The 13734-nt window shown below is 42.9% G+C and carries 12 protein-coding genes; 3 read left to right on the forward strand and 9 right to left on the reverse strand.

Annotated elements, in window-relative coordinates; all coding sequences use genetic code 11:
• Positions 1-604 precede the first annotated feature (604 nt).
• Positions 605-1768 (forward strand): cytotoxin, encoded by a 1164-nt coding sequence (locus CDZ87_RS04255; RefSeq protein WP_100752323.1) that lies wholly within the window; start codon positions 605-607, stop codon positions 1766-1768.
• Between the two features lie 59 nt (positions 1769-1827).
• Here the strand turns inward: CDZ87_RS04255 and CDZ87_RS04260 are convergent, their stop codons facing one another.
• Entirely contained in the window at positions 1828-2142 is a 315-nt protein-coding gene (locus CDZ87_RS04260; protein WP_100752324.1) for a DUF3634 family protein, read from the reverse strand.
• 15 nt (positions 2143-2157) lie between these two features.
• A complete protein-coding gene (gene matP, locus CDZ87_RS04265; RefSeq protein ID WP_100752325.1) occupies positions 2158-2604 on the reverse strand; it encodes a macrodomain Ter protein MatP in 447 nt (148 codons plus the stop codon).
• Positions 2605-2775: 171 nt separating this feature from the next.
• On the opposite strand from matP, the gene CDZ87_RS04270 reads away from it, so the two are divergent.
• Both CDZ87_RS04270 and fabA read left to right on the forward strand, forming a co-directional pair.
• Complete coding sequence (locus CDZ87_RS04270; RefSeq protein ID WP_100752326.1) at positions 2776-4422, forward strand: S16 family serine protease; 1647 nt, start codon at positions 2776-2778, stop codon at positions 4420-4422.
• 90 nt (positions 4423-4512) lie between these two features.
• Complete coding sequence (fabA, locus tag CDZ87_RS04275) at positions 4513-5031, forward strand: bifunctional 3-hydroxydecanoyl-ACP dehydratase/trans-2-decenoyl-ACP isomerase (protein ID WP_038174756.1); 519 nt, start codon at positions 4513-4515, stop codon at positions 5029-5031.
• A 135-nt stretch (positions 5032-5166) separates the two neighbouring features.
• On the opposite strand, the gene rmf is transcribed toward fabA, so the two are convergent.
• The 7 genes from rmf to pyrD form a co-directional block, all read right to left on the reverse strand.
• Complete coding sequence (rmf, locus tag CDZ87_RS04280; RefSeq protein WP_038174819.1) at positions 5167-5340, reverse strand: ribosome modulation factor; 174 nt, start codon at positions 5338-5340, stop codon at positions 5167-5169.
• 203 nt (positions 5341-5543) lie between these two features.
• On the reverse strand, positions 5544-7133 hold the full coding sequence (locus CDZ87_RS04285; RefSeq protein ID WP_100752327.1) for a DUF3466 family protein: 1590 nt from the start codon (positions 7131-7133) through the stop codon (positions 5544-5546).
• Positions 7134-7138: 5 nt separating this feature from the next.
• Positions 7139-9055 (reverse strand): ABC transporter ATP-binding protein, encoded by a 1917-nt coding sequence (locus CDZ87_RS04290; RefSeq protein WP_100752328.1) that lies wholly within the window; start codon positions 9053-9055, stop codon positions 7139-7141.
• Positions 9036-9275 carry a glutaredoxin family protein gene (locus tag CDZ87_RS04295; RefSeq protein ID WP_084185954.1) on the reverse strand — a complete coding sequence of 80 codons (240 nt, stop codon included), beginning with the start codon at positions 9273-9275 and terminating at the stop codon, positions 9036-9038. The genes CDZ87_RS04290 and CDZ87_RS04295 overlap by 20 nt, the downstream gene beginning before the upstream one ends.
• A 10-nt stretch (positions 9276-9285) precedes the next feature.
• Positions 9286-11409 (reverse strand): bifunctional 23S rRNA (guanine(2069)-N(7))-methyltransferase RlmK/23S rRNA (guanine(2445)-N(2))-methyltransferase RlmL, encoded by a 2124-nt coding sequence (gene rlmKL / locus CDZ87_RS04300; RefSeq protein WP_100752329.1) that lies wholly within the window; start codon positions 11407-11409, stop codon positions 9286-9288.
• Positions 11410-11906: 497 nt separating this feature from the next.
• Entirely contained in the window at positions 11907-12452 is a 546-nt protein-coding gene (locus CDZ87_RS04305) for a cell division protein ZapC (protein ID WP_100752330.1), read from the reverse strand.
• Between the two features lie 192 nt (positions 12453-12644).
• The gene (gene pyrD, locus CDZ87_RS04310; RefSeq protein WP_100752331.1) at positions 12645-13655 is read right to left on the reverse strand and encodes a quinone-dependent dihydroorotate dehydrogenase; all 1011 of its coding nucleotides are present in this window, start codon (positions 13653-13655) and stop codon (positions 12645-12647) included.
• Positions 13656-13734: the final 79 nt, after the last annotated feature.

Genomic DNA, 13734 nt, shown 5'->3' on the forward strand with positions numbered 1-13734 from the left:
AAGAGGTCTGAGATGTTAGTAGCTATGAGTGATAAAGACCTATTGCGCCATAAAATAATAAATGATGTATGTGAGCGTCGATTACGCTGATTTCTCTCCTACGTTGGCACAAGAAAAGCTTCTAGAACTGCATAATTTACCTGTCTCTAATTGGAGCCTCTTCTTTTTTGGCACATGGATCGCGTGGTCGTCCGAGTAACCGACGTTATCCTGATGCTTTTCGAGCGGAGGTTCTGAGCCTCATACGCGCTCAATATGCTGACTTTTCACTAACGTACGTAGTTTTTTGCTTTTTTATAAGCATCTAACAGTTCATTTTCATACATTGCGATCTCTTTGCCTTACTGTCAAACCGTATGATTTTCGTCATTGTAAAAAGACGCGCCCTGTCTGGTATTCATTTTCATGATGCTCCTAGTCTTTTAAAAAGTGAACCGTGCCATGTATGAATAGTCAATCAGTTGCTTTTTCTATTTTAGGCGTTATAAGTGTCAAAATGTTGATTTCTATGGGTGTATAACATGACTAATCTATGTAGGTTCAATTCTGAAACATTTGCCTACAATACTATGCGCATACTCAGATAAAGCGAATGGATTGTGATATGGACTTACCCGATATTTTTGACCCTTCTAAACCTCATAAGTGCCCCGTGATGCACCCTAACCCGTTAGAGTGTCCTTGTGCGAGTTGTGAGATGGCTAGGGAATCCGCTGCTTCAAAGGCCGCATTAGATCGCGCTACTGCTAAAAATTTCGCGCCTACAAGCTCTTTAATACCAGTAAAGCAAGTTATTACGGAACCCGTAGTACCAAAAGAGTTCCCCGGTGAAAAAATTGAAAGACAGAGTAGAGAACGATTTCAGGAGCTAGAAAAAGGCTGGCAAGAAATTCAAGCTAGTGAGGCTCGATACGCTGCGCATAGAAAGAAGATAGTCGCTGACCGTAAAGTGGAAGAACAAAATAACCATATTTATGTGGGTGAAGAACGAGAGTTTCCTGATGCAATTTTGTCACCTATGCCAGCATCAAGAATGGGAATGAACGATGCGATAGGAAAACGCGTATTGCCATCTGATCTACTTGGTTCCAGCTTTGCTAATCAGCCTGTTAGCACTGACGTCATCGCTATTCAGATCTCATCACTTAACCCTGCGACTCAAAAGGAATTAAGAGAGAGTGGTGAACTTGTTTTCAGTGGCATGCAGTACAAATACACTCATGGAGCAGTAGGTGCTATCCAAGTCATCGACACATTCTCAGGTGAACAGCCCGATAAAAATACATCACAGATGGCCTACTGGGTCGCGCAAGGCAAGTATCTCAATATCCCCAAACACCCCGATCCTCATCGCGACCATTTATATGTTTTCACACCAAACTTTAGCGGTTGCTCTTTTGTTGTTGATGACTGGGGAGATGAAGTAATCAGAGTTTACCATGTGGAAGGTGGCAAAGAAGATAAGCAATACAATAACGTGAAAAACCACGGCAACGGATTAATTAATTTTATGAGTTTTCGTGATTATGGTTTTTACCAAAAAGGTAGCTCCACTGTTAAGAATATTACGGGCTTTGCTTTTATGCGCTACAACACCCAAATTCGAAATTGGGAAATTCATTATCAGAAGCAAGAACATGCCCCTTGTATCAGCCAACCTATGACATTAGCTAAATCACTTTTCTCACCAGAAAAACACACTGCAAAAGTCAGGGTGTCGAAGGAGTCTCGTGTGGTTGAAACGGGAACCATTGTAATAAAACGCTAAGCTAACGCTGAGGTAATTGTTCGTACTTTTACGCTGAGCAAACTTTCAAACTGACGACTTTAAAGCGAATTCTTATGCTTGCCTTTAGCGCTGAAGCCTTGATGAGGAAAAACGTTGCGAATACGTTGTTGTATTTTCTTTGGTATCTGTTTAGAAAGAACCAATTTCGTGCCGGTGCGCTGCTGGTAAACTTTCAGTTCTCCGCTAAACGGCGTTCGGTCAGCGATATCGAGCACGTTATGTTTAAAGCTCGGCGGGAAATGACCTTTTTCTTGGGTGACTTTTCCGTCGCAAAACACCACTTTCAGTAATGGCCTATCTATAGCAACGAGCCAGAAGACGACAATTGCAGCAATTAGAATTACATATAACATAGAATAGCCCCCGTATTAATCAAGTAACTTACTCAGATCTTCTTTTAAACTGGTTACTGCTTTGCTTGCTTTTTCGCTTCGTGACGCTTCTGACAACAGATATTCGATCGCGTCCGACAAGGTACATCCTAACTCATTAGCTCGATACGATAATTTTTCCCAAACGCGATAGTCAAGATCAATGGATTTCTTTTTCGTATGGATTTGCTCGGCGTTGAAGTGACGTTTGCGTTTTGCTCTAATCGCCTGCTTAAGTTTATTCTCAAGCTCGGGAGCCATATGCAACTCAATCCAATTCAGCACTCTCGTTGGTTGATGCTCTAACTGGCGAAGCTCATTAACGGCTGCATCGGCTTCACTAGTATCAATGTATGATGTGATGGACTCGCCCGCTTTCCATTTATTAATCAAGTAATTCCATTTCCAACCGCACTCTAAGTTTTCAAGCTGTTGATATTTCATTGCGAAGCCATTCCGTTAACGTTATAGGTGACAGCGTAACCCTATGTTAATAAAGTTACAATCCCCATTGTAATCGAAAAGAGACCAAGATCATTAGATAAATTATCTATATATACTGATTGGCTTTTTCTATATAATTCACATCTACTTAGCGGACATAAAACGATATTAATGAACCAAGAAAGCTGGCACGCCGTTACCCCTCAGTATTCTCAATACGACTCTCAGATTCAACGCTTCGATACTTTAGAGTTGGTTGATTTTTTCGACATCCAAGCTCGACTCAAGCATACACTAGCAACCTTTTGTCGTTTAGATGGCCTAAGCCGCTTGCTGATTGTCAATTCGCTCGATAACTCTTTTTATCGTCAATTAATAAAAGACGGTATCAATCGCATTGACCGTAATAAGCCAGTATTCTCGACTGAGTCTTTAAACATAGCCACTTTATTTGGCTCCTACACATGCAACGATAAAGGTGACATCGTCACTTCTAGTGCTGGTCTGTTAGATAAAGCGAATAATGGCTACTTAGTGATTCCGGTAAGTTTGGTGCTTGCCAACCCAGCTAGCTGGCAGATGTTGAAATCCGTTCTTCTTGGGCAAGGGGTTAGTCCAATCAATGCGAACCCACATAAAATTGCGGCAGAACAGCCAGTAAACCACTACCAAATAAAAATTGTCATTGTCGGCGACCGGCATCAAATCGCAGACTTTGAGTACATTGAACCAGAAGCTTATACTGGTCTTGCCTTGTTTACTGAAGTTGAAAACGAGTTTGCTTTAACACCTCAGAGCGTAGAAGCTTACTTTGGCTTTATCGCTTGGTTGGTTAAAACGTATCAATTACCTCCCCTGTCTTTCGGTGCGCTTCATCGGTTGATGATTGCCGGTGCTCGCTATACAGAAGACCAACACTACATGCCTATTGAGGTGCTGTGGTACCTTTGTTTATTTCAAGAAGCCAAACTTGCCTCAAATGGTAAAGTACTGTCAGAGCAAGATCTTGATACCGCTCTAGACAGCAAGTATTTCCGAGAAGCTTATCTACCTGAACGAGCATTGGCTGACATCACTGATGGGCAAGTCTTGATTGAAACCAAAGGTGAAAGTATCGGTCAGGTAAATGGGTTAACCGTGATTGATATACCAGGTCACCCTATGTCATATGGTGAACCCGCGCGTATTTCATGTGTTATTCACTTCGGTGATGGGGATATTTCTGATGTAGAGCGAAAAGCGGAGCTTGGTGGTAACTTACACGCCAAAGGCATGATGATAATGCAAGCGTTCGTCAGTAGTGCACTTAGACTTGACGAGCCGCTACCCTACTCTGCATCTGTTGTTTTTGAACAATCTTACAGTGAAGTCGATGGTGATAGCGCGACGCTTGCCGAACTATGCTCGTTTGTCAGTGCTTTGTCGGAATACCCTATCAATCAACAAATTGCAGTGACTGGCGCTGTTGATCAGTTTGGGCGAGTACAAGCTGTTGGTGGCCTCAATGAAAAAATTGAAGGCTTTTACCATGTTTGTAAACACCAAGGCTTAACGGGTGAGCAAGGTGTCATTTTGCCGAAATCAAACTTAAAGCATTTGGCGCTCAACAAAGATGTCGTTGAGAGCATTAAAAACAATCAATTTCATATCTGGTCAGTATCAACCGTTGATGAAGCCGTTCCTATCTTAATGGGTAAGCCGTTTCGTGGTGATGATGACGAAAGCGTAATCAGCAAGATTGCACAACGTATTGAAAACTTTGAAAGACATGAACATCCGCAAGGAATTGTGGAGCGCATCAAAAACTGGTTCGTTTGAGTAAAAAATGGCCACAAAACGACTGATCGGAGTTGTTTAGCGTACACCTGTTCACTAACATGCTGCTATCAAAATCTGGAGTAATTGATAATGCAAAACAAACGTGATTCTTATAACCGTGATGATCTTCTAGCCTCAAGTCGAGGAGAACTGTTTGGTCCTGGTTACCCACAACTACCAGCACCAAATATGTTGATGATGGATCGCATCTCTAAGATGTCAGAAACAGAAGGTGATTTCGGTAAAGGTCTTATCCTCGCAGAGTTAGACATTACTCCTGATCTATGGTTCTTTGATTGCCACTTCCCTGGTGATCCGGTAATGCCAGGTTGTCTAGGCTTAGATGCCATGTGGCAATTGGTTGGCTTTTTCTTAGGCTGGGTTGGCGGTAAAGGTCGAGGCCGAGCTCTGGGTGTTGGTGAAGTGAAATTTACCGGTCAGATTCTGCCAACGGCGAAAAAAGTAACCTATGAAATCCATATGAAGCGTGTTGTTAATCGTAAATTGGTTATGGGTCTTGCTGATGGACGTGTACTGGTTGACGGTAAAGAGATTTATGTTGCTAAGGACCTGAAAGTTGGCCTTTTCCAAGATACGTCAGCGTTTTAACTTTAACTGTTTCTATAGCAAAGCGACTCACTAGAGTCGTTTTTTTGTTCACAATACATTTAGTTATAGTGCATTATGTGGTTATTTAAAAGCCCCTTACGGGGCTAAGTTCCTATATCGTATGTGGATTGAGTGTTATTTGTAGAGACCAGAGTGTTTATCTTCTCTGGCATCGCGCCAACCACCAAGCCAATTGGATCGAACATCCATCTGTTGGTACGGACATGCCTCCATCGAGCGGCCATTTAGACCTGCTTTGTAACCTTGAGATTGAGCTCTTTCCAAGCGGTCACGCTTTTGTCTCTTCATAGTGTCGTCCTCATACATAAAATGTTTCTTAACGTACTACTTAAAACACCTCACTCCATTCATCGCTTACACAATGACGTAACGAGTAGATGTGAAGCTTTTATGACTTCACCTTTAAGATTCGATCAAAAAAGAGCCAAATTCAAGCAAAAAAAAAGCACAGATCCAAAAATGTGAACCTGTGCTCTTGTTTACAATTTAATCTATTTTCTACGCAACCCAAGTAAGCCAAGTAGAGTTAGTGCTAATAGTCCTAATGTACCACCTTGTCGCTCTATTGTGCTCTGTTCGACTGGACGTTTAGAGATGCTGGTAGCACCTTGAATAGGAACAAGTTCCACAGCGACTAATGATGCTCCAGCACGACAAGCGGCGTTAAACGCTTCACTGTCCCATCCACCAGCGCAGTAATATGCCGTTGCTGCTATGACGCCTGCATCGTTAATGTCTGCTGCTTCAATAATCCTAAATTCATTGTTATCCGTTGTCGCATTTGAACCATAGGTAAGATCATCGAGGTACCATGCTTTACCTTGCAAAGGTGCTTTAGCATTTGCTGTCAACGGCGCAATAAACGCGCGTTTTCCTCTCGGATTTCCGTTGGTTTCACTATGGCGATCATAATCAATGGTACCGACAACTTCATCGTGGTTATTGATCGAACCTGCCTTCCCATTTGCACCAGAAAAGAAAATTCCGCCACTAAAGGCTTTGTATGAAGGTGAGTCAATGTTATCGACATAGAACAAAGTGTTGGAATAAGAGCCATTCAATGGCCGATTAAGTTTTGCAGTACCAATCGCAATCTTATTGTTATTGACTGCTTGCAAGGTTTGGTTGGCATACTCTGACCTATCGTATGGGAAACCAGAAACAGGGGTTGAGGACCAAGTGACAGCATCGTTAGACTTGAATACGGTTGCTCGGAAATACACATCACTATCTGAATTGTAGCCGACAGCGTAAAAATCCGAACCAATTTTTACGATATCACGTGCGCTCCCATGAGCCCGACGATCTCCATTTGTTTTATTGTTGCCAAACCAAGAGATTGGCTCCTGTAAATCATTATTTTTCCATACCGCGGCATATGAGTTATTACTCGCAGAATCATAACTCTTAGTAACACTGCCTACAGTGTAATAATCTGTGCCATCTTTTAATGTCTTCCAGGAGTGGGATTGGTCATGAGTGACATGTGTGAGGCCAACGTCATCCAAGCTGAGATCAATAGTTGAGGTGCCATTTACACTGGTGAAAGCTCTATTTCGGTACGTAGCGCCGTCCCTTCTATTACCAGTTGGAAAAGCACTATTGATACTATTCACTACTGTGTTTTCAGCGAACAGCTCACTGCCGCCATCAAGATATGCGATAGAGCCGGCATAGTTACCATCAATCTCATTTTTATAACCTTTTGTATACTGAAAATCAGCCCAAAGATCACACTGGGTGGTTTGATAGCCTAAAAAGTTACGGCAGTAACTTCTAAAACCGTCATAGCCATCATCCAAGTAGCTCCAACCAAAAGGTAAAAAGAATGGCGCTTCATCGCGGTATTGAAAGCCTTCCCGGTATCGCTTAACTTCGACCGCCAATTCGGAGGTTGATGCGTCGCAAGACGCAGACCAACAACTCGTAGCTTCATCGCTAACTGCAACCCCATAGGTTTGCAAACTAGAGCTGGTTCCCTCTGGAGCACTCATATAAACGTTATAAAGCGCCGCATTGGCGCCAAAAGAGGCCGCAACTGTCGCGGCCAACGTGGTGATTTTTAAACTATTACGACTCATTAAATTTAACTTTCCTGTTGCATTGCTTCGAGCTCTTCCCAGCGCTCGAAGGCAATTTCAAGCTCCTGCTCTAGAGCAGCAAGCTTTTCTAATACGGCTTGTGTCTGATCGACGGGCTTTGAGAAAAACTCAGCGCTGTTAACTTGCTCTTGAACAGATTCAATGTCAGCTTCGAGCTGTTCAAGTTTGGCCGGAAGAACTTCCAATTCTCGCTGCAGTTTATAAGATAACTTCTTAGGCTTGTTGTTCACTACACTCGTTTTGGGAGTTTCCTCAACCTGTTGGACGGTTTTCGTTGTTTTTTCACTCACTCGCACTTTATAAGACTGCGCACGCTGTTGCTGAGCATCATGATAACCGCCAACGAACTCTTCGATGACACCTTCACCCTCGAAAATCCAGCTTGTCGTTACCGTGTTATCAACAAACTGGCGATCATGGCTTACTAATAAAAGCGTACCCTGATAGTTGGCAAGCAAATCTTCTAAAAGTTCCAATGTTTCGATATCTAGATCGTTGGTCGGCTCATCAAGAACCAGCAAGTTATTCGGTTTAAGGAAAATACGGGCGAGTAGTAAGCGGTTCTTCTCACCGCCTGACAGCGCTTTTACTGGTGTACGTGCGCGTTTAGGAGCGAAGAGGAAATCTTGCAAGTAACTTAATGCATGGCGTTGACGACCGCCCACCATCACTTCTTGTTTCCCATCGGCTAAGTTATCAATCACCGTCTTCTCAGGGTCGAGAATTTCACGATATTGATCGAAATACGCCACTTCAAGCTTAGTCCCACAATGTAAGGTACCCGATTGTGGCTCAAGCGTGTTCAATAGAAGTTTAAGCAGTGTACTTTTACCGCAACCATTTGGCCCGATTAGCGCAATACGATCGCCACGCATGATATTGAAAGAAAAGTCTTTAACAATCGATTTATTTTCAATCGAGTAACTCATATTCTTAGCTTCGAATACGATCTTTCCTGAGCGAGAAGCGTCATCAATCTGAATGTTCGCTTTGCCCTGCACTTCACGACGGTCTAGACGTTCGTCACGCAGTTTTTTCAAGGCTCTAACACGTCCTTCATTACGCGTTCTACGTGCTTTGATACCTTGACGAATCCAGACCTCTTCTTGCGCTAATTTTTTATCAAACTCGGCATTTTGCATCTCTTCGACACGGAGCATCTCTTCTTTTTCGATCAAGTAATTCTCGTAATTACCAGGGAACGAGGCCAACTTACCACGATCAAGATCGACGATACGCGTTGCCATTGACTTAATAAAAGCGCGATCGTGAGAGATAAAGATGATCGAACCGCGAAAATCCTTTAGGAAATTTTCCAACCATTCGATGGTGGTCACATCAAGGTGGTTAGTCGGTTCATCGAGCAATAGCACATCAGGGTCACACACTAGAGCGCGCGCTAATGCCGCCTTACGCTGCCAACCGCCCGATAAATCAGTCAGCTTGACATGCCCATCTAGCTTCAGTGCAGCCAAAACATTCTTAATTCGGTCTTCGTAACGCCATGCACCAGAATGCTCAAGTTGCTCTTGGATACGTGAAAGCTTATTAATATTTTGCTCTGATGGATCGACCGCGATGAGATCGAGAAGATCTTGATAGATCTTAATTTGATTGCCGATTTCCACAACGCCACCAGCAACATAATCAAATACAGTTCCTTCTTGATTACGCGGTGGATCTTGCTCTAAGCGCGATACCACGACATCTTGAGTCACGGTGAGTTTACCATCATCGAGCAGTACTTCGCCCGCGATCACCTTCATTAACGTCGATTTACCGGCACCATTACGGCCAACTAAACAAACGCGTTCGTTCTCTTGTAAGGCGAAGTCCGCGCTATCAAGCAAAGGATGGTCGCCATAGGCTAACAGTCCATTATTAATTGTAAGTAATGCCATTGTTTCCTAACCAAATCTGTAACTGTTGTAAATCAAACGGCCAGTTTAGCTCACTGCCGTGATAATGTAGCACTGGAATAGTGACGCCGTAACGAGAAAATAACTCATCATCAAACGCGATATCAACGATGGTAATAGATTCGTTGATATTAAGCTGTTGAGTAAGAGTCAGTGCCATCTCACATAGATGGCAGCCCTCTGTACTGAATAATGTAATCACGGCTCACCTATTAGTATTTGTGCGCAAGAACCCAACAATTGTGGATATGCTTATTACGTGCAAAGTCCAGTGGTAACGTTTGGTGCGAGATATTATTGGCAACCAAACCAATTTCTTCTAACGCTGCCTGATCCATTTTGAAATGACGTTTATTATTTGAGAACACGATAGTACCGTCCGCTCTCAACAAGCGCTTAAGATTTCTCATCAATTGGATGTGATCGCGTTGCACGTCAAAGCTTTGTTCCATACGTTTAGAGTTAGAAAACGTTGGTGGGTCAATAAAGATCAGATCAAATTGCGCCGTCGATGTCTCAAGCCACTGCAAACAATCCGCTTGCTCGAAACGATGCTGACGACCAACTTGGCCATTAAGCTTCATGTTCTCTTTGGCCCAATCGAGATAAGTGTTAGACATATCAACCGTCGTTGTTGATTTTGCCCCACCACAAGCCGCATGCACGGTTGCAGAACCTGTATAGGCGAATAGGTTAAGGAAATCTTTACCTTGCGCCATTTCACCTAACTTGCGTCGAGTGAGCTTGTGATCAAGAAATAAGCCTGTATCGAGATAATCGTGCAGATTAACAATTAGTTGAACACCGTACTCATTGACGGTTAGCGTTTCAGACTCTTGTGATAGCTTTTGATATTGAGAGCGGCCTTTCTGTTTCTCTCGAATTTTGAGTACCACTTTATTAGCATCAATGCCCGTCACTTGAATCGCTGCACGAATAATATCAGTAAGGCGACGTTTGGCTTTCTCTTCTGGAATATCTTTTGGTGCAGCGTACTCTTGAATCACTAAGTTATCGAGGTAGATATCAATGGCAACGTTATACTCTGGCAAGTCAGCATCGTAAATACGGTAGCAATCCAGTTGTTCTTTACGTGCCCATTTCCCTATCTTAGCGATATTCTTTTTTAAACGATTGGAAAAGTCAGGAGCAATCAAAGATTCAGTGACATTGTCACTTGTTACTTGCGGAGAACGCTCACTGATTGAATAGTTCTTTTGGTGACAAGGTAACGCGCCGTTGTTGAGCTTGAACTGTTTATCTGCACGCATTCGCAAACAGCTAAGTAATTCATCAGAACTTGAGAAAATAGACGCTTGACAACCACCAAATTCAGCCTTGAGCTGGGCGCCGAAAGCGGTATAAAGCGCGATTAAACCTGGATGAGTCCCCAAACGCTCACCATAAGGCGGGTTAGAAACAATAACACCAGCTTCAAAGCCTTTTGGACGTTTTAGTTTTGCCGCATCCGCCAATTCAAACTCAATCAATGAGTCCACACCCGCACGGCGAGCATTGTCACGTGCAGTTTTGAGTACCCGTTCGTCGTTATCAAAACCGAAAAATTTAGCGTCAACTTTTTTGACGCCGCGTTTTGCCTGTACTGATGCTTCGGATTTAATCTCAGCCCACAACTCAGGTTCAAAATCTTCCAGTACTTCAAAACCCCATTTCGGACGATTAACACCAGGAGCCATATTCGCCGCCATCATAGCCGCTTCAATCAATAAAGTACCTGAGCCACACATGGGATCGAGGAATGACTTTTCATGCGTCCAACCGCTGCGAAGAATAATTGCCGCCGCGAGTGTTTCTCTTAAAGGTGCGCGCCCCGACTCAGGCCGATACCCACGTTGATGAAGGCCACCTCCAACCATATCAACCCCAAGAATCGCTTTATCTCTGTGTAAACGAACGTGAATACGAAGATCAGGCTGATCTTTGCTGATCGACGGTCTAGGTAGGTTTTTCTTTTCGAAACTATCGACTATCGCATCCTTTACTTTCATGGCGCCGTATTGGCTATTACGGATTTCTTGGTTAGTACCGTTGAAATCAACAACCAACTTGTTTCGGCTGTGGAACTGATTCACCCAGTTAACAGCCGATGCGGCCAAATAAAGATCCATATCATTGTTACAAGTGAATTCTGATAGCACGCGTACGAACCTTGAAGCCAAGCGGCTCCACAAGCAGACTCGATAAATCTGTTCATTTGTCGCTTTAAAGCGAACCCCTGCTTGCACAGGTTTGGCGTTGCTAATTCCAAGCTTGGTCAGCTCGTCTACCAATAGATTTTCAAGGCCATTGGCGGTAACGGCAAGATATTGATGCATAGTGATGTTTGATTCTTTAAAAAATGACCCCGCATTATACCTGACTCGCTTAGTTACTGTTAGCTCAATCCCTTAATTCACCCTTTTTCTCTCTTCAATCGTTCAATTAATCATCAACGCCTCGTGTCGTATTTTAACGTCATGACAATGGAGTAACTAAAACCAATTCTGATATTTAATAAGCAATTAAAGCGAAGTGAATACTTATTCTTCATAAAATTGGTCTATACCAGTCATTAATTTTTACGTAATAAAGCAACAGAAAATCGTCAAATGAGGAATTATTGGGTGGTTACGTGAAATTTAAAGGACAGATATGAGGATAAAGACATTGCTTTGTCGGTGGAATTTTGAACTGATCTCACAATAGAGACACACGCTGATGGCGATGATTCGAGCAGCTCGTCTTATTTAGGACGTAAATGATAGACAAAAAAAGCCAGCTTTTTAACAAGCTGGCGGAAAATGAAACAAAGGAACGATAATTGGGCTTACGCCTATCCAACCATAGAGATAGATTGAACATGGAAATGGTGATTACATAATTGAATACGGTCGTGCATAACTTTAATGGCTTGGCCAAACTCTAGGCACTTAGCACTATTGAGCCAAAACGCTTCTAAATTGACAGAGGCACATAAGCTGGCGCTTTCGCCCACTTCAAGCACTATGAAGTAGCCATCACTATAAGAGTTGTTGAGGCGAATTAGGTCCCCTTCCTCAGGCTTTAACTGACCATCGGAGAGTGAATCAAAGAACCAGCTTTTGGGCTGAACGGGTTTATGAAAGCGTTTTGCAGCTACACAATAGAGCGTCAGTTCTGCTTGTTTTGGCTCACTGAGACCCAGTAATGCGATTTGCTCTTTGTATGTCATGTAAGCAGAGGCATCATCAACTGAAAATTCATTGATACCAATCGCGCACTCAACAATCAACTTACGAGCAAGATTGGTTCTAAATACCATGTTATCCCCCAGGTCAAGCATCAAGTGCTGCTCTGAGTCATCATAGTACCAGGTCCATTTGTCACTGGGTTTAAGCATCGTTCCATCTCTTTATTTGTAATGAATGTCGGTAAAACGCTTAATTACCTCGCCAATCAATACTCAGATTTTATGCGCTAATAGACGAAAAAAAAGAGGAAATGAAAGCTCATCTCCTCTTATCTAGTGCTTAAAATTGCTGTATGCGCCTCAAGTGACAATGTCACTTAAGTGATTAATACTACTAAGCTATTAAATGTTTTTAACAATATCTCGTACCAATCCAGGGCCTTTATAAATAAAGCCAGAGTAGACCTGAACCAGATTTGCACCAGCCATCATCTTCTCTTTTGCCGCAACATATGAATCAACACCACCAACACCAATGATCGGGACTTGGTTATTAAGCTCTTGATGTAAACGACGAACCACTTCGGTACTACGTAATTGCACAGGTCGACCACTTAGGCCCCCTGCTTCGTTCGCATGTTTCATACCTTCAACAATTGAACGGTCTAGTGTTGTATTGGTCGCGATCACGCCATCAATCTGGTTTTTGATCAGTGACTGGCAAATTTGGCTGATCTCATCATCACTAAGATCCGGTGCGATCTTTAGAGCAAGAGGCACATATTTATTATGCAGCTTCGCTAACTCGGCTTGTTTGGCTTTTAACTCAACAAGAAGTTCATCCAATGCTTCACCATATTGTAATGAACGTAATCCTGGTGTATTCGGTGATGAGATATTCACTGCGATGTAATCAGCGTACTGATAGACTTTATCCATACAGATCAAATAGTCTTCTGCACCCTTTTCGATTGGTGTGTCTTTATTTTTACCAATGTTGATACCAAGAACACAGCTGTATTTGGCTTTCTTGACATTTTCAATCAGGTTATCGACACCTAAGTTATTAAAACCCATCCGATTGATGATGCCTTCTGCCTCAACAAGACGGAATAAACGTGGTTTGTCATTGCCTGATTGAGGTCGCGGCGTGACCGTTCCTACTTCAACAAAGCCAAAGCCCATCGCATCAAAAGCTTCTATGCATTCACCATTTTTATCAAGCCCTGCAGCAAGTCCAACCGGATTACGGAACGTTAGCCCCATGCATTCGACTGGGCGATGTGGTAGCTGTTGACGATAAAGAAGATCGAGTGGTGTACCCGTAAGGCGTTTGAAGTTTTGAATTGCAAGATCATGTGCCTTTTCGGCATCAAGTTGGAAAAAGCCAGTTCTGGCTAGACGGTAAAGCATTGTGCCTCCGAAAGAAAAAAGCCCCGTGTAAACGGGGCTGTATTATTCAATGTTTTACCGAAAAATTCAACGAATTAAA

Source organism: Vibrio salilacus (genome assembly GCF_002811245.1).
GTDB classification, from domain to species: Bacteria; Pseudomonadota; Gammaproteobacteria; order Enterobacterales; family Vibrionaceae; genus Vibrio; species Vibrio salilacus.